The following is a 25,496-nucleotide window of genomic DNA, read 5'->3' on the forward strand; positions in this document are numbered from 1 at the left end:
CTGAGCATGTTAACCAGAAAAAGGTTACATCAAAGGCTTCAAGAATCTCACTGCAAATGGGCAAAGGTGATAACTGTTAAAAAACCACAGAGTGTTTTGTTCCAAGTGTCTCACTCTTTGCACGTTTCATCGTTTTGCCGTTTCTTACCTGACGCGTAGTACATTATTTCCTCCTGTGTGACCTTCCTTTCTGTGTTATCGAGGATGGCATTTATCTGTCCTTCCCACATAACAACTATTCTGTCACTCAGGTTCAAAATTTCCGGTAGTTCCGATGAAATCATTATCACTCCCTTGCCTTTTACAGCGAGTTCTCTTATCATTTTGTGTATTTCAGCCTTTGTCCCAACGTCGATACCCCTTGTAGGTTCATCGAAGATGATTATCTCTGAATCTGTTGCTATCCACTTTGAGAGAACGATCTTCTGCTGGTTACCTCCCGATAGATTCTCAACAATTTGATGTACAGATGGTGTTTTCACAGAGAGCCTTTGTACAAAAGACTCAGCGATACTCATTTGTGCATCTTCGTTGAGAAGGAATTTGAATTTACTAATCCTACCAAGAATTGGTAGACACACGTTGTCTTTCACAGTGAGCCGAAGGATTAATCCTTGCAGTTTTCTGTCTTCTGGTATCAAACCTATGCCGTAGCTAATAGCTTCGTGAGGAGATCTTATTTCAACCTTTTTCCCCCTTATGAATATATCTCCTGTTTCCTTTTTGTTTATGCCAAACAACAGATGCATCGTTTCCGTTCTTCCAGCCCCTATCAGTCCGGCGAAACCGAGCACTTCTCCCTTTCTAAGGGTAAATGAGACGTTCTTAACTTTGTTCTTCCAGGTTAAATTCCTGACTTCGAGTAACACATCTTGAGGTTTTGTTTCCACGTGTGGAAAGTATTCGATATCTCTGCCGACCATCAACCGTATTATGTTGTCTGCATCGAATTCATTTTTGTGTAGCGTTCCAACCCTTTTACCATCTCTCATCACTATTATCCTGTCGCTGATTTCCATTACTTCATCAATTTTGTGAGAGACAAACACAACAGATATTTGTTTGTCTTTGAGCATCCTGATGATCTCGAAGAGTCTCTTGATTTCTTCCAATGCAAGAGAAGAAGTTGGTTCATCCATGAAGATTATCCTCGGTGAGCGTGTTAAAGCTTTGCAGATCTCAACCATTTGCCTCTGTGCGGTAGTCAGACTTCGAACTAAAGTATGTGGTGAAAAGCGAGCGCCAATCATATCTAAGAGTTCTTGTGCCTTTTCTTGCATACTTTGATCATCCACAACCTTTGTGAGATTGTGCCTTTCTCCTTTGGTTATTTCATAGCCCAGAAACAGGTTCTCAGCAACTGTTAGATTGTCACAGAGGTTGAGTTCCTGATGAATGACACTTATCCCCATTTTGAAGGCGTCTGCAGGATTGTGAAATTCAACGCTTTCACCGTTTAGAAAGATCTCACCAGCATCCTTTTTGTAAACGCCAGACAGAACCTTTATCAAGGTTGACTTTCCGGCTCCGTTTTCACCAATGAGTGAAACAATTTCACCATCTTGAACTTCGAAATCAACTTCGTTGAGTGCTAAAACACCGGGAAATCTTTTTGTGATCCTCTTTGCCGTGAGAAGTTCCAAAAATGTCACCTCTCAAAAGGGGGCAAATTGCCCCCTGAGTTTTAGAACTTTATCGGGATACCAAGTTTCGCCATCTCATTCAGATATTCAGTCAAGTTGTTTGGGGTGACTACATCAACACCTGTGTCGATCACATAATCAACTTTGTTGTTTACTGTGACCTTTGGGAGCATCGTGAGGGTATTTTGTACACCTATCTTTTTCATCAGATACAGAACTGTCACTGAAAGGTAGCCCATCATGTACGGTCTTTGCCCCATCGTTGCCTGTATAACTCCATCTTTTACATAGGAAAGGATATCAGCTGTTGTGTCAAAGCATACTATCTTTACCTTGTCCTTCTTGCCTGCGTTTGCCACAACCAAAGCTTGGCTTGGACCGTTGTATGCATACACGCCGAAAAATGCAGCCAGATCTGGATGCGCGCTCAGAACTGACTCAGCAAGCGACACAGCCCTTGCACCGTCTTCTTCATCATTCAGCACATCAACTACTTGGATATTAGTCCCTGCAATTGCATCTTTAAAGCCCTGCATTCTCTCGAGCGAGTTCATTGCAGTGAGGGATCCTGTCCCGATTGCGACCTTTCCTTTGCCACCCAACAATTCCTTCATCACCGTACCAGCAAGATATCCAGCGTTGTAGTTGTTTGTGCCGATGTATACATATCGTCCACTCTCTGGTGTGTCTGTATCAAGAGTTATGACTGGAATCCCAAGTTGAATGGCTTTCTTGATTGTTGGAATCACAGCGCTTGGGTCAGATGGTGCTATTGCTATGCCGTCGAATTTCTGAGCGATGAATGCTTCAAGCATTTGAAGCTGAGCTGGTACATCCTCTTTTGCCGGAACGAAGAATCTGACATCGACACCCAGAGCCTTACCAGCGGCTTTGACTCCTTCTTCAACCTGTGCCCAATATGGGTGTACCGATTTACCGATGACCCCTATTGTGACAGCTAAGGAGACAGTGCTTACCGCGAGAACTAAAAGGAACATGAAAAAGAGTTTCTTCATACGAACACCTCCCCCAAGGTTGAAATGGAAAAAGCTATTGCTTTGCCAATCGCTTTCTGAGTACATCGAGTGTAACGGCTACAACGATGACTAAACCTATCACAACGTTGTGCCAGTAAGTTGAAACATTGAGCATAACAAGTGCATTCCACAACAAACTTATTATGCTTGCGCCTATCACAGCTCCTATTACAGTTCCCTCACCTCCCCCAAGACTCGTACCACCAATCACCGACGCAGCTATTGCGTACAACTCGTAAGAGCTTCCAACGCCAGGTTGACCCTGAGAAAGCCTTGAAGCAACAACAATTCCAACCAATCCCGAAAGAACAGCGCAAATTGTGAAGGCTATGAATCTTACTTTATCAATGTTCACACCAGAGAATTTCGCCGCTACTTCATTGCCACCTGTAGCTCGCAAATGTTTGCCGTACACAGTTTTCGTCAAGAAAAAGTGAAAGATAAGAGCTGCTACTGCGAATATCCAAACTGCTATCGGTACACTCAGCCAATCTGCCTGTCCTATGGTTAGAAAACTCTTGGGCAAACCCACGATTGGCCAACCTTTGGTTATAACAGCCGCCATGCCTCTTGCAATGGTCAGCGTACCAAGTGTGACAATAAATGCGGGAACTCTCATCTTTGTTACTGCAAAACCATGCCACATTCCAATGCCAGCGGAAAAGAACAAAATCAGCAGAACACTCAACCATACAGGTACTTGATGCTTTATCAACCACGCAACTGTGACACCTGTTAGAGCGACTACAGAACCTGCGGAAAGATCTATCGCCCCCCCACCAGATATGATCACGAACGTTTCACCAATTGCTAAAAGACCAAAGATCGCAATCTGCCTTCCAAGGGATTGAAGATTGAATGGAGTCAAAAATCTTGGATTGAGCACCGCTGTAAAGATGACAAGTACAATCAAAGCGATGAATGGACCAAGTTCTTTGGAGAATTTCTTAAACGTATCCTTCTGCTTTGCCAACTGGATCACTCCTTTTGCAGATGAGGCACCCTACACAAAGAAGAGATCATCAAAACAGTGCCTTGAGTCAGTCCATTCAGCTAAAGTGTATATATTTTTTGATCAAAACCCCCATCTGGATAACTCCTGGTCTTTTATTTTTTCCTCGAAAAAATTGTAACTGTAATTTATCACAAAATCAAGTCCGATTTCTTGGCGTTTTGGATGGTTTTTGAGACAGAACAGGAACAATTGGCTGATTTGTTCCTGTTTTTGGTCTTTGTGCTGATTTGCTCAGAAAAACTTTTGATTTTGACCAATTTGGTCTTTATACCTTCAGTGAAAAAGTTCTTTTGTAACATTGTCAATATGTCTTTTTCGCCAAGAGCGGATCTGCATGCATAGTTTGGTGCTGTAAGAGTGTGCGTGTTGGTATAATGTTGGGGGTGGAATGAGATTGAAGGTGATGGTTTTAGATGGACATGATTGTATCGGTGGTAACAAAATCTTGGTTGTGAACAATCACAATGATGGTTTTCTGCTGGACTTTGGACTGAATTTTTCAAAGTGGTCTATGTACTTTGAGGAGTACTTGAAGCCACGAACAGGTAAGGTACTGCATGATCTACTCAAACTCGGTTTGGTACCAAAAATCAACATCTACAGAAAGGATCTCGAAGCTCCTGAATTCCCGGGAAATGAACGTGTGCATTTCTTGTTCTTGAGCCATGGACACGAAGATCATACAGGTCTGATCGGCTTGATAAGTGAGACAATACCCATTCTTACTACGAACGAGACACTCGCCATTATCAGTACCAATGCCGAGATAAGACAGGAAGTGTGGAATGAACTCTATCTCAGAAAAAGACAGAGATCTCAACCAGATGATATATACAGACCTGATGTCTTGAAAACAGAGAAAGGGGCGTTTATCAGAAGAGGAATATGTGTGTACAACACATTTGACAATCATTGTGAACTCGCTAAAGATTTCTTTGAATCATACGAGATCAAAGATTTGTGGAAGGAACAGCTGTATGTTCTGCCTGTTTATCATTCTGTGATAGGAGCATCTGGTTTAGTTGCAAAGGTTGATGATCTCTGGGTTGCCTACACAGGGGATTTTCGAACAGGTCCGCAAAAACGCGAAGAAGAAAGTTTTTGGGAACAACACTTGGGACAAAGGAGGCTCAGTCTTTCCAAGAGAACGGAGAATTTCTTTCAGTTCTTGAAGGACAAGAAACCCTTGTTGCTGATCACTGAGGGAACGACCGTCTCAAGAGAGAACGAATCTTCCAATGACGAAAGCGATGTTTACAAAAATGCACTTGATGTTGTGCAGAAAACCAACAAACTTGTTGTAGTCGATTTTTCTGTTAAACACTTAGAAAGGCTGATGAGTTTCCTGAAGATTGCTTTGGAAACTGACAGAACCCTCGTTCTCATGCCAAAAGATTACGCATACCTCACAAAGATGGGAGAGGTTGAGCCAATATGGAGGTTGTCTGACGAAGAACTGAGACACTTGAGGGTTTTCCACACGGCTAAGACAAACTTTGCAGGTCTCGAAAAACTGGTCATGGAAAAAGCAAGAGATCAAGGAATTCTGCTGTTACCAGAATCGATCAACACCCATCCTTCAAGTTACATGCTCTGTGCAGGTTACTGGGAGTTTCAAAATATACTCGATCTTGACGAGTCGGTCTTGCAAGGATCAGTCTACATTCACTCCTCCAGTGAAGCTTATACAGAAGAACAGCAAATGGATTTCCAAAGGTTTGGCAACTGGATCAAGAAATTCTGTATAAAGACATATGGCGTTGAATTCGATGAAAAGGGCAGCATCATATTCACAAGAGAATTTCATGCCTCAGGTCATGTCTCGGCAGAAAAGCTTCAACAGATTATAGACGAAGTGGATCCAACTTTAATACTTCCTGTTCACACCACATTCAGAGACTGGTTCGTGGAACGTTGGGGAAACAGAGTGATCCAGGAAGATTTCTTTCAGATATGATTCTTTTCAATAAACAAATCTCACTCCAGTTGAAATTTCTTGGCAATAAAAATGCGGTAGAATAAAAACAGCAGTGGAGGTGATTTTTCTGAAGTTCTACATCACTACGCCGATATACTACGTGAATTCAGATCCACATGTCGGAAGTGCTTATACAACGATTGTCGCCGATATAATAGCCCGTTATAAACGCATGATGGGTTATGATGTCTTCTTTCTTACTGGTACCGACGAACATGGGCAGAAGATCTTACAGGCTGCTAACGCAGTCGGAAAGGATCCTCAGAGTTTTTGCGACCAGCTCGCTTCTCGTTTCAAAAGTCTTTGGGAGAAGCTTGACATCACAAATGACTATTTCATAAGAACGACCGATCCTGAGCACATGAAGGTTGTTCAGTATTTTGTGAAGAAGATGCTTGAAAATGGAGATATATACAAGGGTGAGTACCACGGTTGGTACTGTGTGCCGTGTGAAAGCTACTGGAACGAGGATGAAATAGGAACTGACAAGCTTTGCCCTTCCTGTGGTCGAGAGTTGAAATACATAAGCGAGGAGAATTACTTCTTCAGGTTATCGAAGTACACAAATGCACTTTTAGAACATTATCGAAGAAATCCAGAGTTTGTCCAGCCGGATTTTCGCAAAAATGAGATGCTCAAGATTCTCGAAAGCGGGCTGAAGGACCTGAGCATAACGAGAACCACCTTCAAATGGGGAGTACCTATGCCAGAAGATCCTGAGCATGTCATATACGTCTGGGTAGATGCACTGATAAACTATGTGTCTGCGATAGGTTACCCATCTGATGTCGAAAGGTTCAACAGATACTGGCCTGCCGATCTTCACTTGATAGGTAAAGAAATAAACCGATTCCATTCTATTGTATGGCCCGCGATGCTTATGTCTGTGGGCTTGCCATTGCCGAAGATGATCTTCGCTCATGGGTGGCTCACTGTTGATGGACAGAAGATCTCTAAATCTCTTGGTAATGCCATCAACCCAACATACTTTGTTGAAAAATACGGCAACGATGTTCTAAGATTCTATCTTTTGAGAGACATAAACTTCGGCAAAGATGGAGATTTTTCTGAAAAGAATTTAATCAACAGACTTAATTCAGATCTCGCAAACGACTATGGCAATCTGCTTCACAGAACTTTGGCAATGATACAAAAGCACTATTCTTCTGTTTTGCCTGCCCCCAGCAAATATGACGAAGTCGATGAAAAGTTCAAAGACGATGTGTTAAGCCGAATCAAAGAATACACAGAACTGATGGACGAATACTCTCTAACCCAGGCGATTGAGAAAATCTTGGAAATTCTGATGTTGGCAAACAAATATTTTGATGAGAAAAGACCTTGGGTTTTGGCAAAAGAAAAGGATTTTTCAAATCTTGGCACAGTTCTGTACAACGTCTGTGAATCACTGCTCAAGGTTGCAGTGATGTTTTCACCGATAATGCCGAATTCCTCTCAAGAAGTTCTAAACAGGCTTGGTTATGATTCGAAGCCATCGAGTGAAGTGCTCAGCAGATGGGGTGTTCTGAAACCAATGGCAAAGATAATCCATTCTAAGCCTTTGTTTGAAAAAGTAGAGATAGTTCAACAGAAGGAGAGTGAGCCAAAGGTGGAGAATTTGATAGAACTCGATGAGTTCAAGAAGGTTGAACTAAGGGTAGCGAAGGTGCTTTCAGCCGAGAGGGTTCCGAAGTCAGACAAGTTGATCAGACTCGAGCTGGATGTCGGCGAACTTGGAAAGAGACAGATTGTAGCGGGTATAGCGAAGTACTATGAACCAGAGAATCTGGTTGGAAAGAGTATTGTGATAGTTGCGAATTTGAAGCCTGCCAAACTGATGGGCGTCGAGTCGCAGGGAATGCTTCTTGCGGCAAAAGATGGCGTTAATCTGCGAATTTTGACCGTTGACGGCGAAATCGCACCTGGCGCGACGATTTCATAGGAGGTTGCAAAAGTGGCAGAGGTTCACCCAAAGAACATAGAAGAAGAACTTGTAGAGCTTTACATGAATTATTCGATGAGCGTGATCATCGGGCGTGCTATTCCCGATGTTCGAGATGGATTAAAACCAGTTCAGCGCAGAATCCTTTACGCCATGCATGAACTGGGTTTAACGCACAACGCTCAGTCCAAAAAGTCGGCGAGAATTGTCGGTGAGGTTTTGGGTAAATATCACCCACACGGTGACGCTTCGGTTTACGATGCTCTTGTACGATTGGCACAGCCATTTTCTATGAGATATCCTTTGGTGATAGGCCAGGGTAACTTTGGGTCAATCGACAGAGATCCACCTGCTGCGATGAGGTACACCGAGGCAAAACTCTCTGAGCTTGCGGAAGAGATGTTGCAAGATTTGGACAAACAAACAGTGGCGATGATCAAGAACTTCGACGACTCACTCGATGAACCTGCCGTTTTGCCAGCCAAGGTACCAAACCTCTTGATCAACGGTGCGAGTGGTATAGCCGTTGGTATGGCGACCAGCATACCTCCGCACAATCTTAGGGAAGTCATAAATGCCATACAGAAGACTATAAAGAACCCGGATGTGACGATCTCTGAAGTTCTCGAAGAGATCAAGGGACCTGACTTTCCAACTGGCGCAGTAGTTGTGAATGCAAATGAACTTGCCGAGGTCTATGCCACCGGCAAGGGCAGAATAATCGTACGGAGCAAGGTGAGTTTTGAAGAGGGCAAGAAGTATGACAGCCTTGTGATAACTGAGATACCCTATAACGTGAGCAAAGCTGCACTTATAGAAGAGATAGCGGCTTATGCTGAGAGAAATCCGAAGATGTTGATAAAGAACATCCGAGATGAGTCTGACAAAAAAGGCATGAGAATAGTCATAGAGTTCCCAAAGAATGCGAATTACAACATAATACTGAACAACCTGTACAAACACACATCCTTGCAGACATCTTTCAGCGTACAGATGCTGGTGATTGATGGTAAGAAACCAAAGCTGATGAATCTCGTTCAGTTGCTGAAAGCCTTCATAAAACACAGATACGATGTCATCAGAGCAAGATCACAGTACGAACTGAATCTCTATTCAAGAAGGGCGCATGTTGTGGAAGGGATCATGAAGGCAGCTCGTGCCCTCGGTGTTGTGGTGGACATAATAAGATCTAGTAAAGATGCCGAGGACGCTATGAGGAATCTGGTTGAAACACTTTCCATAACAGAAGAACAGGCAAAGGCAATTCTCGATATGAGACTTGGTAGACTCACCAGCCTTGAGGTGGAGAAACTCCAAAGCGAATATTCTCAACTAATAAAGAAGATAGAAGATGTCAAAGATATTCTCACACGTGATGAAAGAGTCTATGAAGTCATGTACGAAGAACTCGAACAACTCAAGAAAAAATACGGCGATGAAAGAAGAACCATGATTGAAAACGCAACAGATGAACTTGAGTACATGCCCGAGGATTTGATACCCAACGAAGAGATAGTGATCACATTGACCGAAAAGGGTTATTTGAAATCTACAAATCTCAAAGACTATCGAAGTCAGCGACGAGGTGGTAAAGGGATCGTCGGGCTTAGAACAGCAGAAGACGATGAGATTCTCAATGTTTGTTCAAGTAGGACTCATTCACAGACTTTGTTTGTCACTTCCAAGGGAAAGGCATATTTGCTGAAGAACTATGAAATAGAGATCAGCGGCAGAGACAGCAAAGGTAAACCGATACGGTTTTATCTGAATCTCGAAGAAGATGAATCTGTGCTCACGATGATCTCCTTTGACGAATGGGTTGGTGACCTGGTCTTAGTGACTAAGAATGGCAAGATAAAGAGAACTCCTCTAAAGGAATTTGAAAATGTGACAAGCCGCGGTATCAGGGCAATAACCTTTGAAGACAGCGATATAGTTGTTTCCGCAACACTTTCAAGCAGTGAAGAAGACCACATAATTCTTGCGACAAAGTATGGTATGTCGATAAGATTTCCGCTCAAAGACGTCAGACAGATGGGTAGAACTGCGATGGGTGTAACGGGTATAAGATTGAGAGAGGGCGATGAGGTTGTTGGAATGATAGCCATCTTTGATCAAAATTGTCAGATTCTTACTATAACTGCGCGAGGGTTCGGCAAACGTTCTTTGCTGAGTGAATACAGAGTTCAGAATCGAGGAGGCATAGGAATAAAGACGATGCCTGGAGTCGAAAAAGCAGGCCACTTGTGCGGTATCGATGTCGTTACAGATCCAGACTCCGATGTGATAGTTATGACAAAGAATGGTCAATCCATAAGGTTCAAGGTTTCAACGGTCAGTCTACTCAGCAGGACTGCTAAGGGTGTTAAGATCGTCGAACTTTCGGAATCAGATGAAGTTTCACGTTTTGCGGTGGTAGAATCATGTACAGAGAATTAAACCACGTGGCTGATTTGAGGTATGAACTTATCTGTGAAGACCTTGAGTCTGTCTTTCGTGACCTGATACTCATTCTCAAAAGCAACTATAAACCTGTGTTGCAGCGAAAGGTGGTTTTGGAAAAGCAATATCAGATTAAAGAGATCGAGGATATGGTCTTTGATGTTGTCAACGATTGGATATATATGATCGATGCGCAGAGAGTTTTTCCGCTGCAGTGCAGAATGGAAAATCTTCTGTACTGTAGTTTTGTTGGTTTTTCCAAATTGAGAGGTGTTGAGTTGAAAGCCTTGACATATCACCAGCTGAAAGCGCAGACAAATGAAGGCAAGATAATGCTAAAGGTGGTGTTCGATACATGAAAGAACTTACTGATAGGCAGAAAAAGGTTTTGGACTTTGTACTCACTTACATAGACAAACATGGTTATCCACCGAGTGTCAGAGATGTTGCCAGGGCTTTTCGCATAACTCCAAGAGGTGCGATGATAAACTTAGATGCCTTGGAAAGGAAAGGTTATATCACCAGAGGAAGAAAGGCAAGAAGCATAAGGGTTTTGAACAGATCTGAGTCACTTAGATTGCCAGTCATTGGCAACATAGCAGCCGGTAATGCGATCGAAGCCATAGAGAATCCCACCGAACTTGTTGAGGTGCCGATCAGCATGATCAGAAGTGGGTTTGATCATTTCTTGTTGCGCGTTAAAGGTGACAGTATGATCGAAGAACACATCGTGGATAGGGACTATGTGGTTGTTCGAAAACAAGAGATTGTTGACAACGGTGACATAGCAGCTGTGCTAATAGACAACAGCGAAACCACTTTGAAGAAAGTCTATGCAGAACGAGACAGAATCGTTCTGCAACCTGCCAATTCCAAATTGCAGCCCTTAGAATTAGATCCCAAGAGAGTCAAAATCATCGGTAAGATAGTGGGAGTGATAAGAATCTATGGATGAAAGATTTTACAGCGTGACAAACATAAGAGATATTTGGGTAGTTCGTCCTAAGGGCGAGTTAGATATGACCAATGCGACAACCTTCAAAGAAGATATAAAGAAGGAGTTCGTGCAGCAGGGTAAGGTGAACATGATACTCGATCTGTCCTTGGTTAATTACATCGACAGTACAGGCCTTGGTGTTTTGATAAGTCTTCAGAGATCTTGCAGGATGAACGGTGGTGCCTTAGTATTCTGTGGACTTGAGAACAATTTGAAGAGAATTCTGAAAATGACTTCACTTGATTCCGTGTTCACTATTCGCGAGAGTTTAGAAGAAGCCTTGAAAGTTTTTCTGGAAGGATGAGCTGAATTGAGAATCGCACTTGCTTCGGATCACGCTGGCTTCAAACTAAAGGAAGCTTTGAAGGGTTTTTTGGTCTCGAAAGATTACAAGGTCTTAGACGAAGGTACTTATTCTGAGGAATCAGTCGATTATCCAGATTTTGCAAAGAAGGTTGCACAGGACATAAAATCGAAGAAGGCTGACTTCGGTATACTCGTCTGCGGTACGGGCATAGGCATGAGTATAGCGGCGAATAGAATCAGAGGCATAAGGGCTGCACTGTGCTTATTCCCGGAGATGGCGAAGTTGGCAAGAACACACAACGATGCGAATGTGCTTGTTCTGCCAGGTAGGTTGATAAGCAGTGAACTGGCACAATGGATAGTAGAGGTATTTCTAAGTGAAAAGTTTGAAGGAGGAAGACACGAAAGACGCATAAAGAAACTCGAGGAGATGGATTAATGAAGGTAGTCTATGATTCGCTCCATTCGAATTACAGACCGACTAAGGAGATCGACAACGGCAAATTTGTAGATAATCCCGAGAAACCAGAGCGAATAGATGCGATAAAGGAAGTATTGATACTCCACGGCTTTGACAACCTTGTCCCACCAAGCAAATTCCCCATGAGTTATGTGTATATGGTTCACGACGAAATATACGTAGAATGGTTGAAGAAAAAATCCTCTTCGCTTTCGAAAGAAGATGAGTACATCACAGAAGTTTTTGGCTATGACATGTGTTTTGATACCGGCACGCCTATTTTACAGAATACCTTCGAGGTTGCGAGAAGGGCTGTTGATGCCGTTCTCACAGCTGCGTCGATCGTCGGTTCTAACACGAATCTCGTCTACACACTCACAAGACCACCAGGTCATCACGCCACGCGTAATCTCTGCGGAGGATACTGTTATTTCAACAACGCGGCGATAGCGGCAAGTTATCTACTCAAAAGAGGTGCGGAAAGAATCGCTATTCTTGACCTTGATTTCCACCACGGTAATGGAACACAGGAGATTTTTTACGATACAGACCTGGTTTACTACATATCCATTCACGGTGACCCCAAGATCTTCTATCCATGGATCAGCGGAAAAGAGAGTGAGGTTGGTGAAGGACCTGGTGAGGGCTTCAATCTGAACCTTCCTTTACCACCACATGCAGACTGGGATAAATACTCCGAGGCACTTTCCTATGCGATCCGAGAGATAAACGATTATTATCCCGATATACTGATACTTTCCTTAGGTTTTGACACACACAGCGAAGATCCTGTTGGCAAGTTCAGTTTGGTTGATGAGAACTATGCGAAAATGGCAAAGATGATCTCGAAATTGAAATTGGCAACTCTCGTCGTTCAAGAGGGAGGCTACAACCCTCGAGCAAATGCATTAGCGGCTGTGAATTTCTTTTCCAATTTTGAGTGATCAGAGTTTCTCAAAGAGATCCATATTGCGTTCGTGCAAAGATCTGTACACTTCGAAAAATCTTTCGTACAGGGTATGTCTTTGAGCAGATGGAGAAAAAATCTTTGATATCCTCACTATTTTCTTGCTCAAACTCTTGAAATCTTCCTTTGTGAAGGCACAGATCGAGATTATGGCACAACCCAAGAGTTCAGAATCAAAGATCTGTGGTATTTCGATCTCTTTTCCGAGAACATCGGCCTTTATCTGATTCCAGAGATTGTTCATCGCTTGGCCACCTGTTGCCCTTATCCTCTCTATCTTGCAGCCATGAGATTCCATCAACTGCAAAATGTTTCTCATAGCATACGCAACACCTTCGATGACGCTGACTAACAAAGATCTGTAGTCGTCTTCGAGCGATAGACCGAAAAAAACTCCTCTCAAATTCTTGTTCCAGTATGGACTTCTCTCTCCATTCAGATGAGGCAGAAAGATTACGCCAGTAGGTCTTTTAACTGTGATCAGTTGTGATAGTTCAATCAGTCGAGTTCTCGCAACGTTCTGTGAGAACCACTCGTAGGCTTTGCCAGTTGTCGTCATCACTGCGCTTATCTTCCAATAGTCTTTTATGAAAAAAGGTGTTGTCATCAGACCAAGGCAGACGATCTTCTCTTTGCTGCACAACGTCAAACCCTGAGAGGTCCCCCCTCGATCGCAGAGCATACCATCTTCCAGTGTGCCAGTACCGACCAGTGCCATGGCAAAATCTGGTGCGCCAGAGATGATCTCGATTTGTTCATCAACCTTTAAAGTGTGTGCGGCTTCTGGTTTGATCTTTCCGATTGAATTTCCCGTAGGTATCAGCTGTGGTATGAGAAAGGTCTTATGAAGGTCAAAGGTCTCGAGTGCTTCGCAGTTCCACGGAAGATACCCTTCAAAAGGAAAGGTTGCATTCACGATCAATCCAGTCAACTTCAAGATTATGTAGTCACTGGGTTGAAGTAGGTACACCCTCTGGCTTATCTCTTTGAGAAAGATCAAATGCGAGATAACCGTTGCTATCTGTTCGTCTATACCCTTTTTGATTATCGAACCAATGTGCTCATACCCTCTTTTGTCGAGCCACGTAATTGCTTTCCCAAAGAGTTTCCCATCTTCTTTCACCATCACGGTGGTTGGTCCTTGCCCCGTAACGCAGATCGATACGATCTTTTTTCTCGTATCATCTTCCATTGTGTGAAAACCTTGAACAACAACCTTCCACCATCTGTTAGGATCAATTTCGTGTATATCATCCTTGAGTCTTTCAGTGCAACGCTGTTGAAAATCAAAGACTTTTTCGCCATTCAAATCAAAGACTGCCACTTTGACGTTGGTAGTGCCAACGTCGATAGTTGCAAAGAGTTCAGAAGACACCCTTGTCGCCCCTTCGTTTGTAAGCCAGTATCTGTTCGAAATCTTTATAACGTTGAGTCAGTCTCTCTTGATCTAATTCGAGCATCTTCAAAACCAATAGGTCAACGGCAAACAACTGCAAGTATCTGGTCAAAAAGCCACCTTCAGAGAGAACCTCAGTTTTGACATAGGTTGGTACGAGTATATCGCAAGCTTGAGCTATCTTGGAGGCAGGTGAAGCTATGGCTAAGACGCGCGCACCAGATTTCTTTGAATAATTGATAGAATCGAGTAAGTCCGTTGAGGAATGGCTACTCGAGATCGCCACAGCACACCCATCAATTCCCAACTGTGAAGCGGAGATGCTCTGCAGAAATGGATTGTCGAAGAAATTCACTTGAAAACCAAGTTCCTTCAGTTTCAAAAACAAATCCTTTCCAGCAATGGCATCAAAGCCATAGGCAAGGATATCTACGACTCTGCTTCTCAGAATCTCTTCCGCCGCACCTTTTATCTGTTCTTCATTGATGAGCTGGATAGATTCTCTGAGTTCTGAGAAGACAAAACCGAAGTAATCTTTTGTTATTCTGCCTATCCTGGATGGATCTGGTCTCATCGTTTGCAGCAAGTTTATCTCCTGTGCTATGGCGATCTTAAAGGTTTTAAAGCCCGAGAAACCCAATTTCTTGCACAGCTCCACTATTGTTGAAGGTGAAGTATCTGACAGTTTTGCAAATTCTGTGATGTTCATCTGTAAAACTCTGCTTGGATCTTCTATAACAACCTTTGCTATTCTGGCTTGTGATTCGCTCAGCGTGGGCAGAAGATCTTTTATACTTTGAAAAACACTCACAACAGCCATATCATTACCTCACTTTGTACTTTCTCAGATAAGCATACAGTATCATTGTTACAACCGTACTGATATACGGAATAGTCATCAAGAGCTCGGAGGGAATCTTTGAAACCAACTGCAGATAATCTGAAAGAAAACCGAACAGCCCAAAGACCAAACAAGATAGAACGACCACAGGAATTTTCTTCCCGCCCAATATCACTGCAACGAGGGCTATCCAACCTCGGTTGTTAGTCATACCAGATACAAAAGCTTTCATAGGCAGAGAAAGGGCTGCACCTGCAAGGGCTGCAAATACACCACTCAGCAAAAATGCTACAGCTCTCACTCGATCAACATCTATTCCAAGATCTCTGGCAATCTTTGAATCTTGTCCAGTAGCTCTGATTTGATATCCAAATGGAGTTTTGTATATCAACAGATGACAAAGAAATGCCAGCAAGAAGCTGAGATAAACAAAGATGTCATATCCGCTGAACAACTCACCAAGTAGTGGAAGGTTTTGAACAAGTGGTAGATTTATCTTTCTAAGAGTCGGTACATACTGAGAAACAAAGGTGCCTTTTGAACCAAGAAGAACTGGCATCAGAAAACTCGTCAGTCCGCTTGCCAGGAGATTGATAGCCAGTCCTGCTAAAAAAACATTTGCCTTCAACTTACAAGACAGTTCGAGCAGAAGAGCAAAGATACAGCAGACTGCAATAGAAATCAAAACAGAAAGCAAGAGATTACCACTTCTGTGGACAACATATATCGTTGTGAAAGAACCTATCAACATCATGCCTTCAAGCGCTATGTTCAACTTCCCTGCAAGGTTTGTGAACGTTCCTCCCAGTGCAGCGAGAATTATCGGAACAGATGACGAAATAACTGAATGAATGAATCTCAAAGTCATGTTCTCATTACCCTTCTTTTTTCAAGAAACTCCAACAAAGCTTGTGCTGTGAGAAGGTAAAAGATCATTGCCTGAATGATCTTTGAGATCTCCGGTGTAATCTGTGCCATGATCGAAGCGATTTGTGCACCTGATTCAAGGTAAGAAAAGAGTATTGCAGATGGTATAACGAGTAATGGATTGTTTCTCGCGATCATAGCGACTGCAATACCGTTGAAACCATAGCCATACGAAAAGCCTTTCACAAAGCGACCGTGTACGCCCAAGAGGTCTACAATGCCTCCAAGACCGGCAAGACCACCACTCAAAAACAGTGCCGCAAACCATATTTTCTCAACCTCTATTCCGCCGTATCTTGCAAAAAGAGAGTTTGAACCAACTACCTTGATCTGATACCCAAGCGCAGAAGATCTCAAAATGAAATGAGCCACTACACACAAGCTAACGGCGAGAAAGATTCCTGTGTGTAAGTCTGAAGGTGAGAGAATTTTTGAAAAGATCATCGAATGCTCGACATATCTGGACGCAGAAAGACCAGCAAGTGGATCTCTCATCGGTCCGTTTATGAAGTAATTCACCACGTGAATCAAAGCTTGTCCAATGAGAAAAGAAGAGAGTAGTTCATCAACATCGAATGAGATCTTCAAGACCACCGATAGGGCAGCGATCAAACCACCGATGAAGAAAGCTGTGAGCATAACCAAAAGCTGTGAGATTTGAACTGGTATTGCTTTCAACTGAAGTGCTATGAAGGTTGCACAGAATGTCCCAAAGTAGAGCTGCCCTTCTAACCCAAGATTGAAGGTCGATGTACGAAAGGCGATCACCGCAGCAATACCAGTCAGCATCAGTGGAACAGAGCCACTCAGCATATTGCCCAAAAAATACAGACTGCTTACAGGCCCAAGGTAGAACCATTTGATCGTTTCCAAAGGTGATTCGCTTGTCAAAAAAATGATCGCTGTTCCAGCGGCGAACCCAACCACTGAGGTGAAAAGAAAGACTTTAAGCCAGTACAGAGTCCTTTTCATGTGAAAGCATCGCCTCGATCAACTTGGCTTTGGTCACAGAACTGTCGTTCACAAATTCTTCAACCAAAGTGCCCTTAGAGAGAACGAAGATCCTGTCACAGAGGTCGAGAATCTCTTCAAGATCTGTTGAGTACAGAAGAATCGAAGAGCCTTCTTCGCACAATCTTAAGAGTGCTTTTCTGAGAAGGGAAACAGACCTCAGATCCAAACCCGCTGTTGGATTAGAGGCAATAAAGAGTTTTGGTTTTATTTCCAGTTCTCTTGCGAGTAGGACCCTTTGTTGATTTCCGCCAGAGAGGGTCTCGATCGTCTGCCATATTGAATCGGCTTTGATTTGATATTTTTTCACAACTCTGTTTGACCAAGCTTCGAGTTCTTTCAAAGATAGCCAACCAAAGTGTGAGAATTTTTCGTAGTTTGTCACTATCAAGTTGTCGGCTATGGAAAGTTGAAGTGACAAACCAATCTGAGTCTTCTGCTGGGGTATGTAAGCCAAACCAACCTTTCTTCTTTCTTTGATGTTTTTGAAGGTGATATCTACACCTTGAAACTCTATTTTCCCAGAAAGTATCTTTCTCATTCCTGTAATTGCCTCTAAAATCTCAACAGCTCCATTGAAGGTAAAACCTGTTATTCCCACTATTTCTCCTTCTCTTATGTCAAATGAAATTGGACCTATAAGTTGTCTTTCTGATTTTAGTGTGAGTCTATCGACCTTCAAAAGGATCTTTTGAGAATTGTGCCTTCTTTTACTTCTTACTACATTGGTTTCACCAGCCATCAAGTAGGCGAGTTTCTCAAAAGAAGGTTTTTCATCTTTTGAAGAATAGACCGTCCTACCTTTTCTTAAAACAGTTACGTGATCTGCCACAGAAATAGCATCTGTTATCTCGTGAGTTATAAAGACGATCGTTTTACCAAGCTTCTTGAGATTTCTCATAACTTTCAGCAGTTGTTCTGATTCGATCTCTGCAAGATAAGAAGTGGGTTCATCGAGTATCAACAGTTCTGCTTTCATATAGAGTGCTTTGAGTATCTCTAATTTCTGTTTTTCTTCCACAGACAGATCTTTGGTCTTTTTTCTCAAGTCCAACACAAGATTGGTCTGTTTCATGATTTCGCCAATTTCTTGCTCAGCGCTTTTCAGATTGCAGGACGTAAGGCACTTCGATGATATTCTCTGCAAAAAGATGTTTTCCAGTGCGGTGAAATCCTCTATCAAATTGAAATGCTGATGAACCATCGCTATTCCCAGTTTTCGTGCATCGTTGAGATTCCTTACTGTAACTGGTTTGCCTTCATAGAAGATCTGCCCACGGTCCATTCTTTCCAAACCACAGAGGATTCTCATCAGCGTTGTTTTGCCTGCACCGTTCTCGCCAAGCAGTGCATGTATTGTGCCTTTTTCAAGGATCAAATTTGCACCATCCAATGCTTTGGTCTTATTCACTGAAAAGATCTTGTGTATATCTCTCATCTCGAGGTATATTTTCGTCTCAGTCACCAAGTGGGTTTATCTTCCCTTCCCTCATTTCTTCAAAAACTTTCAGCATCTGCTCTCTGATCTGTTGTGGTACATTCTGCAAATAATATGGGTCATCAAAGGTAAAACCTATAACTCCTTCTTTGATACCCCATCTCTCGTAGGTTGAAAAGACTAATTCTCCATGATAAGCTCTTCTCAACAGATCATATATAGCTATGTCTGCTTTCTTCAAAACACAAGCCAAGATGGTTTTGGGTGAAATATCTATTATATTTGAATCGACACCGATGATGTATTTACCAAGCTCTTTGGCCTTTTGTATAGCTCCAACACTCGTTCCACCAGCGACTGTGAAGATCACATCGACTCCTTGTGAAAACTGTAGTTGTGCGAGTTCAGAACCTTTGTTTGGGTCAGCCCAACTCCCTGCCACGGAAAAGATAACTTCGATTCTCGGATCAACGCTTTTTGCTCCCCTTTCATAAGCGGGTTTCATCTTTTCCATCATTGCAGGGTAGATATCCCCTGCGATCATTCCCACTTTGAGCTGTGAGTTGGCACCTTCAAGATCGCTCTTTGTTACCAATGCGGCGAAATAGCCTGCCAAGTACGCCATCTCTTCATCCTTAAAACCAAGGGAATAGACATTTGGCAAAACTGGGGCGATGCCGTCGAGAAGTGCAAATTTCTGTTGTGGGAAGATTCTCGCCGCCTTTTCAACACTCTTTGGCATGCCTTCTGTGAAGGTGATGATCAAATCGTATGATTTAGTCGAGGCAAGGCTTATCAACAAAGGTTCCCACTTTGCTGGATTGTAACCACCCTCGACTATCTTCACATCAAAGCCGAAGTCTTTGGCAGCTTTCTTTGCACCATCGACCATCATCTCGTAGATCGCATTGCCACCGACCTCGCCTGTTATGAGCAGCGCAACGCTGTAAGCGTTCGCTATCACACAGATCATCACAAGGAAAATCACTGCTGATTTTTTCACAGATCATCACCTCTTGTTGTAAAATAAAATCAAGATCACCGAGAAAGTCGAAATTATTTCGCTTGGTTCCGAAAATATTTTACCAAGCAATTTGTTCTTGTCAACGCCTTTGCCAGTTCTTTATCTTTTTGTTTTTCAAAATCAAAGTACTTTGTGCTTTATGTGGTATCATGTAGTTACAACAACTTGACTGAGGAGTTGGTATTATGCAAAAAGAGGATTTTGAGGTCTTTGTACTAACCGACGAGGACAACATCGATCATCATTTTGTCTTGCTTGCAGAGATCGAAGATTCTGGCAAAAAGTACTGGGTCTGTGAAGAAATAATGGTTGATGAAAAAGGCGAGATCACCGACTTTGGAGAGATATATCCTTTCCAAGTTAAAGAAGGCGAAGACGGTAGCCTCTTCGTTGACTCGATAGAAACCGATGAGGAATTCGAAAAAGTCTCAAAAGCTTGGAACGAACTTTTGGAAAAAGATGAAAACCTCAAAGATGTCTTCGAGATGCACGAACATGAACACGACGAAGAGGAGGACAACTGATAACTTTGCAGAGAAGTTATTCAGTTGAATCCATTTACATAGACCTGAGGACAAAGATTGAGAGTGGATACTACTCACAAGATAGAAGACTGCCAGATGAAAAACAGTTGGCATCGATATATGGTGTTGGCAAGCAAGCGATTAGACTGGCAATAAAAAAACTCGTCGATGAAGGTGCCGTGAAAAGGGTCAAAGGACGCGGCACCTTTGTTCTTTTCACACCAAAAGAGCAGCTACTTGGTTTGATCGACAGTTCGTGGGACTTTCGAATACTCAGAAAAAACCTTGGCAACGCACCAAAGGATTGTCCCTATTTCGAAAGGGAGATTGTCTTGTCTTTTGAGATCCTTTGGCATACAGAAGAAAGAAAGATGTGTTTTGAAAGATGTTACCTCGATCCCATCAAAAATCCGACTGCTTTGAGGCTTCTGCAGAGTGAAGAAAAGATTCATCCGATCGATTTCTCGGCGCAAAAGATTAAATCTGGTAGAATACAGGAGATCTTTGAACTTTTAAAACCGCAAAAGGCTGTGTTGAAAAATCTCTCCATCGAAGAACAGACCTTTTTGATTCGAAGGACTGTACTCTTGTTCGATCACCTTGAGCAGTTACTGGGCTTCTCCTGGTTGTACTATCACCCCTCGGTTCAGATCAATCAATCTCACAAGTTCTAAAAAGATCTTTTCATTGTCGAACCTTTGTGTTTACAGTACTGTCACATGTGTTGTTTGAACTTAGCCTCGAGGCACACCGTCTAAAGATCGGAAAGCAAAACAGACCCCCCACCCTCCTTTTGACACATAGATAGACCTTATAGAGATTCACTCAGGGCGATCGCAGGATCGCCCTTTGTTTTTGTCAGAAACCCAAGCAAGAAGGTTCTTAAGAACCTTCCGTTCCTCAACATAATTCATCTTTCAGCATCACAGTCTTTCATGCATTACGCACATGAAAAAACTCTCTGTGAAACCTTTTTTGTTTCTATCGATTCAGATCGAGCAGAATTGTTGTTCTTTTCGATGAATCCCTATACACACAGCAGAATCTGTGGTAGTATAACGAAAGAAGGAGGTGTCTTTGTGAAAACTGTCATGATGATAGTTCATTCACTGATCAGCGTTGCGTTGATTTACATGGTGCTGAACCAGATGAGCAAGTTTGCAGAGCTTGGAGGTGCCTTTGGTTCTGGTGGTTTGCACACCATGTTTGGCAGAAAGAAAGGTCTTGATACTTCTGGAAAGATCACTCTTGGATTGAGCATTGCGTTTTTTGTGAGCAGTATTTTGACGGCATTCTTCATCTCGAGGTGATGGAATGCAACCAAAAGAACAACTCGAAGTTCTGAAGAGAAATGTAGTAGATCTGGTGAGTGAAGAAGATCTTTTAAGCAAATTAGAGAGGAAGAAACAGCTTCGTGTGAAATTGGGTGTTGATCCATCGAGACCTGATCTTCACCTTGGTCATGCCGTTGTTCTCTTCAAGCTTCGGCAGTTTCAAGATTTAGGCCATCACGTTGTGTTGATCATCGGCGATTTCACAGCACAAATAGGTGATCCATCGGGTAGAGATTCAACAAGACCGATGTTGACTGAGGAAGAGGTTAAGCACAACGCAAAGTCTTATCAAGAACAAGCCTTTAAGATCCTCGACAGGGACAAAACCGAGGTTCGCTTCAACGGTGAATGGCTTGGTAAGATGAGCTTTGCAGATGTGATCAAACTTGCTTCGAAATACACCGTTGCAAGGATGCTCGAAAGAGATGATTTCTCAAAAAGATACTCTTCGAATATCCCAATATCGATCGCAGAGTTTTTGTATCCACTTGCGCAGGCTTATGATTCAGTTGCGATACAGGCAGATGTCGAGCTCGGTGGCACCGATCAGTACTTCAATTTGTTGGTTGGTAGGAAGATTCAAGAGGAAGTTGGACAAGAACCACAGGTTGTCATGACGATGCCCATCATCGAAGGAACAGATGGCAAGATGAAGATGAGCAAGAGCTATGGCAACTACATCGCTTTTAACGACGAGCCGTTAGAGATGTACGGCAAACTGATGTCGATTCCAGATGAACTGATCATCAAATATATGAGAGTTCTCACACAGTTACCTGAGAACGAGATAAATCAGTATGAACAATCGATGAAAGACAAGACGATAAATCCAAGAGATGTCAAGATGAAATTGGCTTTCAAGATAACAGAGTTCTTCCACGGCTGGGAACAAGCTCAGAATGCTGAAAACGAATTTGTTAAGATCTTTCGAAAAAAAGAACTGCCGACAGAATTACCCGTTGTTGAACTTGACAAAGACAGCGTTGAATTGGTAGAATTACTGTTGAAGTTACAGGTAGTTCCCAGTAAGAGCGAAGCAAGAAGACTCATAACTCAAGGCGCAGTGAAATTGGACGATGAAAAGATTACAGACATACATGCTAAAATCTCGGTAGACAGGGAAATGATTCTCAAAGTAGGCAAAAGACAGTTCTTCAAACTCATCAGGCAGTAAACTTATTTGTACTCTTGATTTTTGACGTTGAGTGATGCTATAATCTATCTTGATCTATGTTCTGGTCTTTGAAAAGTGGGGGGAGTGATCCCACCGTCGCAAATAATATGAAGGGAGGTTGGAGTTTATGAAGAAACTTGTGCTATCAGTCGCGGCATTGCTCGTAGCAGTAGGGGTAATGGCTGCAGGGATGTTTCCCGATGTACCTGCGAAGCACTGGGCTTATCCATACGTCGAGCACCTCAAGGACAAAGGCATTGTGATTGGCTATCCAGATGGCACTTTCAAAGGTGATCGGAACATTACCCGTTATGAAGAAGCAGCAATGATAAGCAGATTGATAGGTTTGATTGAAACTGAAATTGTGGCTCCACACATCTCTGATGTTCTAAGGGTCTTGGATGCTATCAGCCTGAAGCTTGGTGCGACAGTGCAGAAGGTAGACCAACTTGAGAGTAAGCTCAACGCTATGAGCGGTGTCTCGGGTGAGTTGAGTTCAGTGTCATCTAAGCTCACAGAGCTGACCAAGAGTGTTGAAATGCTCAAACAGACTGTGAACATCCACGACAAAGACATCGTCAAGCTCTATGAAACAGTCGCAAATCTACAGAAGAGTTTGGATGCAAAGTACGCTGAACTTCAAAAGATTTGCGAAGCACGTTTTGCCGAGCTCAGTGCAGCAGACGCCGCTACCCTTGATAAAATCGCAGCACTTGAAAAGACTATTGATCAGCTCGATGCAAAGATCGTTGCAGTTCAAAAGAAACTTCTGTCGCTCGAACCAATGAAGGACATCTTGAAAGATCTCACCACGAAGGTAACAGCACAAGGGGAAAGACTCACCTTGGCAGAAGGAAAGATCGGCGATCTGAGTGCAACACTTGACAATGCAGTTATGACGCTCGGTTATGTCTCTATCAAACTTGACAGGGCGCAGGAGAATCTGAACAAAGTTACAGACAGAGTCTCGGCACTCGAAGAAAAGGCAAAGATGATCGATGAAAACGCAAAAGCAATTGAAGCACTCAAGCAAGATCTTTCCAACAAGTTCTCAGAGCTCGAAGCAAAGTTTTCTGACTTTGCAGCGATGCACGACGAACAGATCAACTACGTGATGGATGAACTTGACAACGTCAACACTCAGATCGAAGAACTTCGTGATGGTTTGTTTGCTCTGAGAGAGGATACAGCTTCACAGTTTGCACAGACAACGACTTCTATTGAAAATCTCATGGTAAAGATCGAAGAACTTCAAAAGGCGAACAGTGCTCTCACAGGTGCTGTGATAGGTGCTATAATCGTTGCAGTTGCAGCCATGATCGTGGGTGCAATGTAAACCCCATCAGGGGTTTAAAAACAACACTTTTAAAGGTGAAGGAGGGTGTAAGAGTATGAAAAAACTTTTAGTGGTTCTGCTCGCTCTGGTAACAGTCGCAGCATTCGCAGCCGTGAACTTTTCTGGCTGGCTTGGCACTTCACTGGGTGTAACGTATGATGCCAGCAACGCAACAACAAGCCTTGATCTTGGTGTAACAGGTAGAATCGACTTCAGTGCAACTGGCTCAGAAGGTCTCACAGGATTCACACTGTCTGTTTCTCGCAGTGGAAGCAGCGTTGGAGAAACTCTTGAAATGATTAACACTGGCGCATCCGCATGGGCACCAGCGATGACCTGGGGCACTCAGATTTGGCAGAAGCTTTATGTCTCTGATCCTCTCACAGTGACACTCAGAGCAGGTTTACTGAGACGCGGCTTTAGCTACGTGACCGGTGCAAACTTCCAGTGGTATGTCACACCACCTTATTTCGTCAGCCGCAAACAGACACCTGCTTTGGCATTTGATTTTGGTATGAAAGCAGGAGATCTGTCTGATACTTTGGTCCTTTATGGATATTTGCCAAATGCAACCACAGCAGATTTTGATGTTTGGAACAGCATGAACTTCTCTTTTGTAACCCTGCAAGTCTTGGTTAAAGATATTCTGAGCAGCGCACAGGCTGGAACATTGCCAGGTATAGCTGTCGGTGGAAAAGTTGATCTGGCAAAGGCACTCAACATCAGTGCAGGAAGCCTGAGCGGTTATGCCTATTTGGAAGTTCCGACATCTGGTTTTGTTCCCAGCAATTACATGCTCGGTGTTGACTTTGGTATGGAGAAGTTCAACGGCAGCGTTGCATTTGCTGGCCCAAGCACACTTGGCTTTGCTGTGAACACAAGCATTCTTGATCCAGTAACGATTGGAGCAGAAGTTGCTCTTGATGTTACAGATATGTTGGCATTCAGTGCAGCAGGATGGGCAAGCTGGACACAGGATCTCATTTCTCACACGGTCTCCTTGGTCTTTGAAGCAGCTGATAAGACAACGACTATTTCTTGGGATATGTCTGTAAGCTTCTGAATGAGAAGTGATTTGTAAAGACCCCGGCGTATGCCGGGGTTTTATTTTTTGTGGTATATTCTTTCAGGAGGTGTTTGAATGCTGATCGTTGGAATAATCTTGGCGGTAGTCTTGATCTTGGTTTTCTGGTTCATTGGCATGTACAACTCTCTTGTTTCGAAGAAAAAGCGCGTTGAGAACGCTTGGAGTCAGATCGATGTACAGCTGAAAAGAAGGCATGATCTGATACCGAACCTTGTGAACTCGGTGAAAGGTTATATGAAATACGAAAAGGAAACGCTTGAAGCTGTAATTAACGCGCGCGCGAAAGCTGTAGCTGGTGGCTCAATTGATGATCGAATAAAGGCAGAGGGTGAGCTTTCTGGTGCACTGTCTCGCTTGCTCGCCGTTTTTGAAAGATATCCTGAATTGAAATCAAACCAGCAGGTGAGCCAATTGATGGAAGAGCTGACCAGCACAGAGAACAGGATCACCTACGCAAGGCAGTTCTACAACGATACCACGATGAAATACAACACCTCGATAGAGGTCTTTCCAACCAACATCGTCGCAAAGATGTTCAACTTCAAACCATTCCCGTTCTTTGAAGCGGCCGCAGCCGAGAAGGAAACACCAAAGGTGGATCTTTCTTTTTGAGGTGA

At 43.0% G+C, this 25,496-nt stretch carries 24 protein-coding genes; 15 read left to right on the plus strand and 9 right to left on the minus strand.

Annotated elements, in window-relative coordinates:
- Nucleotides 1-110: 110 nt before the first annotated feature.
- Genes ACSFC1_RS00800 through ACSFC1_RS00810 form a run of 3 tightly spaced genes read right to left on the minus strand, consistent with a single transcriptional unit; the run spans nt 111 to nt 3,653 of the window.
- Nucleotides 111-1,643, minus strand: a complete 1,533-nt coding sequence (locus ACSFC1_RS00800) for a sugar ABC transporter ATP-binding protein (protein WP_435564239.1) — start codon at nt 1,641-1,643, stop codon at nt 111-113.
- 41 nt (nt 1,644-1,684) lie between these two features.
- Nucleotides 1,685-2,659 carry a sugar-binding protein gene (locus tag ACSFC1_RS00805; protein WP_435564240.1) on the minus strand — a complete coding sequence of 325 codons (975 nt, stop codon included), beginning with the start codon at nt 2,657-2,659 and terminating at the stop codon, nt 1,685-1,687.
- 34 nt (nt 2,660-2,693) lie between these two features.
- Nucleotides 2,694-3,653, minus strand: coding sequence for an ABC transporter permease (locus ACSFC1_RS00810; protein WP_435564241.1), 960 nt, complete (start codon nt 3,651-3,653; stop codon nt 2,694-2,696).
- 430 nt (nt 3,654-4,083) lie between these two features.
- On the opposite strand from ACSFC1_RS00810, the gene ACSFC1_RS00815 reads away from it, so the two are divergent.
- The 8 genes from ACSFC1_RS00815 (at nt 4,084) to ACSFC1_RS00850 (ending at nt 12,764) form a co-directional block, all read left to right on the plus strand.
- Nucleotides 4,084-5,652: a ribonuclease J gene (locus tag ACSFC1_RS00815; protein ID WP_435564242.1), complete on the plus strand. Its 1,569-nt coding sequence runs from the start codon at nt 4,084-4,086 to the stop codon at nt 5,650-5,652.
- Nucleotides 5,653-5,740: 88 nt separating this feature from the next.
- Complete coding sequence (metG, locus tag ACSFC1_RS00820) at nt 5,741-7,615, plus strand: methionine--tRNA ligase (RefSeq protein WP_435565956.1); 1,875 nt, start codon at nt 5,741-5,743, stop codon at nt 7,613-7,615.
- A 12-nt stretch (nt 7,616-7,627) separates the two neighbouring features.
- The gene (gene gyrA / locus ACSFC1_RS00825) at nt 7,628-10,054 is read left to right on the plus strand and encodes a DNA gyrase subunit A (protein ID WP_435564243.1); all 2,427 of its coding nucleotides are present in this window, start codon (nt 7,628-7,630) and stop codon (nt 10,052-10,054) included.
- Nucleotides 10,039-10,416, plus strand: coding sequence for an archease (locus ACSFC1_RS00830; protein ID WP_435564244.1), 378 nt, complete (start codon nt 10,039-10,041; stop codon nt 10,414-10,416). The genes gyrA and ACSFC1_RS00830 overlap by 16 nt, the downstream gene beginning before the upstream one ends.
- On the plus strand, nt 10,413-11,012 hold the full coding sequence (gene lexA, locus ACSFC1_RS00835; protein WP_435564245.1) for a transcriptional repressor LexA: 600 nt from the start codon (nt 10,413-10,415) through the stop codon (nt 11,010-11,012). Before ACSFC1_RS00830 ends, lexA begins: the two co-directional genes overlap by 4 nt.
- Nucleotides 11,005-11,358, plus strand: coding sequence for an STAS domain-containing protein (locus ACSFC1_RS00840; protein WP_435564246.1), 354 nt, complete (start codon nt 11,005-11,007; stop codon nt 11,356-11,358). Before lexA ends, ACSFC1_RS00840 begins: the two co-directional genes overlap by 8 nt.
- Before the next feature lie 6 nt (nt 11,359-11,364).
- On the plus strand, nt 11,365-11,799 hold the full coding sequence (rpiB, locus tag ACSFC1_RS00845) for a ribose 5-phosphate isomerase B (RefSeq protein WP_435564247.1): 435 nt from the start codon (nt 11,365-11,367) through the stop codon (nt 11,797-11,799).
- Nucleotides 11,799-12,764, plus strand: coding sequence for a histone deacetylase family protein (locus ACSFC1_RS00850; RefSeq protein ID WP_435564248.1), 966 nt, complete (start codon nt 11,799-11,801; stop codon nt 12,762-12,764). The genes rpiB and ACSFC1_RS00850 overlap by 1 nt, the downstream gene beginning before the upstream one ends.
- On the opposite strand, the gene ACSFC1_RS00855 is transcribed toward ACSFC1_RS00850, so the two are convergent.
- From ACSFC1_RS00855 to ACSFC1_RS00880, 6 genes are read right to left on the minus strand one after another with little or no spacing between them, the layout of a single operon-like run.
- Complete coding sequence (locus tag ACSFC1_RS00855; RefSeq protein WP_435564249.1) at nt 12,765-14,162, minus strand: xylulokinase; 1,398 nt, start codon at nt 14,160-14,162, stop codon at nt 12,765-12,767.
- On the minus strand, nt 14,152-15,003 hold the full coding sequence (locus tag ACSFC1_RS00860) for a MurR/RpiR family transcriptional regulator (protein ID WP_435564250.1): 852 nt from the start codon (nt 15,001-15,003) through the stop codon (nt 14,152-14,154). Before ACSFC1_RS00860 ends, ACSFC1_RS00855 begins: the two co-directional genes overlap by 11 nt.
- 4 nt (nt 15,004-15,007) lie before the next feature.
- Entirely contained in the window at nt 15,008-15,892 is an 885-nt protein-coding gene (locus ACSFC1_RS00865) for an ABC transporter permease (RefSeq protein WP_435564251.1), read from the minus strand.
- On the minus strand, nt 15,889-16,923 hold the full coding sequence (locus ACSFC1_RS00870; RefSeq protein ID WP_435564252.1) for an ABC transporter permease: 1,035 nt from the start codon (nt 16,921-16,923) through the stop codon (nt 15,889-15,891). Before ACSFC1_RS00870 ends, ACSFC1_RS00865 begins: the two co-directional genes overlap by 4 nt.
- Nucleotides 16,898-18,427 (minus strand): ABC transporter ATP-binding protein, encoded by a 1,530-nt coding sequence (locus ACSFC1_RS00875; RefSeq protein ID WP_435564253.1) that lies wholly within the window; start codon nt 18,425-18,427, stop codon nt 16,898-16,900. The genes ACSFC1_RS00870 and ACSFC1_RS00875 overlap by 26 nt, the downstream gene beginning before the upstream one ends.
- A complete protein-coding gene (locus ACSFC1_RS00880) occupies nt 18,420-19,403 on the minus strand; it encodes a BMP family ABC transporter substrate-binding protein (RefSeq protein WP_435564254.1) in 984 nt (327 codons plus the stop codon). Before ACSFC1_RS00880 ends, ACSFC1_RS00875 begins: the two co-directional genes overlap by 8 nt.
- Before the next feature lie 206 nt (nt 19,404-19,609).
- Here ACSFC1_RS00880 and ACSFC1_RS00885 point away from each other — a divergent pair, with 206 nt between their 5' ends.
- From ACSFC1_RS00885 to ACSFC1_RS00915, 7 genes are all read left to right on the plus strand, one after another.
- Nucleotides 19,610-19,948, plus strand: a complete 339-nt coding sequence (locus ACSFC1_RS00885) for a DUF1292 domain-containing protein (RefSeq protein ID WP_435564255.1) — start codon at nt 19,610-19,612, stop codon at nt 19,946-19,948.
- Nucleotides 19,949-19,953: 5 nt separating this feature from the next.
- A complete protein-coding gene (locus tag ACSFC1_RS00890; RefSeq protein WP_435564256.1) occupies nt 19,954-20,622 on the plus strand; it encodes a GntR family transcriptional regulator in 669 nt (222 codons plus the stop codon).
- 405 nt (nt 20,623-21,027) lie between these two features.
- Nucleotides 21,028-21,258, plus strand: a complete 231-nt coding sequence (secG, locus tag ACSFC1_RS00895; RefSeq protein WP_435564257.1) for a preprotein translocase subunit SecG — start codon at nt 21,028-21,030, stop codon at nt 21,256-21,258.
- Nucleotides 21,259-21,262: 4 nt separating this feature from the next.
- A complete protein-coding gene (gene tyrS, locus ACSFC1_RS00900) occupies nt 21,263-22,456 on the plus strand; it encodes a tyrosine--tRNA ligase (RefSeq protein ID WP_435564258.1) in 1,194 nt (397 codons plus the stop codon).
- A gap of 127 nt (nt 22,457-22,583) precedes the next feature.
- On the plus strand, nt 22,584-23,792 hold the full coding sequence (locus ACSFC1_RS00905) for an S-layer homology domain-containing protein (RefSeq protein WP_435564259.1): 1,209 nt from the start codon (nt 22,584-22,586) through the stop codon (nt 23,790-23,792).
- A 55-nt stretch (nt 23,793-23,847) separates the two neighbouring features.
- The gene (locus ACSFC1_RS00910) at nt 23,848-24,855 is read left to right on the plus strand and encodes a hypothetical protein (RefSeq protein WP_435564260.1); all 1,008 of its coding nucleotides are present in this window, start codon (nt 23,848-23,850) and stop codon (nt 24,853-24,855) included.
- Between the two features lie 78 nt (nt 24,856-24,933).
- Nucleotides 24,934-25,491 (plus strand): LemA family protein, encoded by a 558-nt coding sequence (locus ACSFC1_RS00915; protein WP_435564261.1) that lies wholly within the window; start codon nt 24,934-24,936, stop codon nt 25,489-25,491.
- The last annotated feature ends 5 nt before the right edge of the window (nt 25,492-25,496 follow it).

It is taken from the genome of Pseudothermotoga sp. U03pept (assembly GCF_051235805.1).
Lineage (GTDB): Bacteria > Thermotogota > Thermotogae > Thermotogales > DSM-5069 > Pseudothermotoga_B.

Excerpts from the sequence above, each read along its gene's own strand:
- ACSFC1_RS00805 (WP_435564240.1), bottom strand. The coding sequence starts at position 2,659 with ATGAAGAAACTCTTTTTCATGTTCCTTTTAGTTCTCGCGGTAAGCACT.
- ACSFC1_RS00815 (WP_435564242.1), top strand. The coding sequence starts at position 4,084 with ATGAGATTGAAGGTGATGGTTTTAGATGGACATGATTGTATCGGTGGT.
- ACSFC1_RS00830 (WP_435564244.1), top strand. The coding sequence starts at position 10,039 with ATGTACAGAGAATTAAACCACGTGGCTGATTTGAGGTATGAACTTATC.
- lexA (WP_435564245.1), top strand. The coding sequence starts at position 10,413 with ATGAAAGAACTTACTGATAGGCAGAAAAAGGTTTTGGACTTTGTACTC.
- ACSFC1_RS00840 (WP_435564246.1), top strand. The coding sequence starts at position 11,005 with ATGGATGAAAGATTTTACAGCGTGACAAACATAAGAGATATTTGGGTA.
- ACSFC1_RS00850 (WP_435564248.1), top strand. The coding sequence starts at position 11,799 with ATGAAGGTAGTCTATGATTCGCTCCATTCGAATTACAGACCGACTAAG.
- ACSFC1_RS00860 (WP_435564250.1), bottom strand. The coding sequence starts at position 15,003 with ATGGCTGTTGTGAGTGTTTTTCAAAGTATAAAAGATCTTCTGCCCACG.
- ACSFC1_RS00865 (WP_435564251.1), bottom strand. The coding sequence starts at position 15,892 with ATGACTTTGAGATTCATTCATTCAGTTATTTCGTCATCTGTTCCGATA.
- ACSFC1_RS00870 (WP_435564252.1), bottom strand. The coding sequence starts at position 16,923 with ATGAAAAGGACTCTGTACTGGCTTAAAGTCTTTCTTTTCACCTCAGTG.
- ACSFC1_RS00885 (WP_435564255.1), top strand. The coding sequence starts at position 19,610 with ATGCAAAAAGAGGATTTTGAGGTCTTTGTACTAACCGACGAGGACAAC.
- tyrS (WP_435564258.1), top strand. The coding sequence starts at position 21,263 with ATGCAACCAAAAGAACAACTCGAAGTTCTGAAGAGAAATGTAGTAGAT.
- ACSFC1_RS00905 (WP_435564259.1), top strand. The coding sequence starts at position 22,584 with ATGAAGAAACTTGTGCTATCAGTCGCGGCATTGCTCGTAGCAGTAGGG.
- ACSFC1_RS00910 (WP_435564260.1), top strand. The coding sequence starts at position 23,848 with ATGAAAAAACTTTTAGTGGTTCTGCTCGCTCTGGTAACAGTCGCAGCA.
- ACSFC1_RS00915 (WP_435564261.1), top strand. The coding sequence starts at position 24,934 with ATGCTGATCGTTGGAATAATCTTGGCGGTAGTCTTGATCTTGGTTTTC.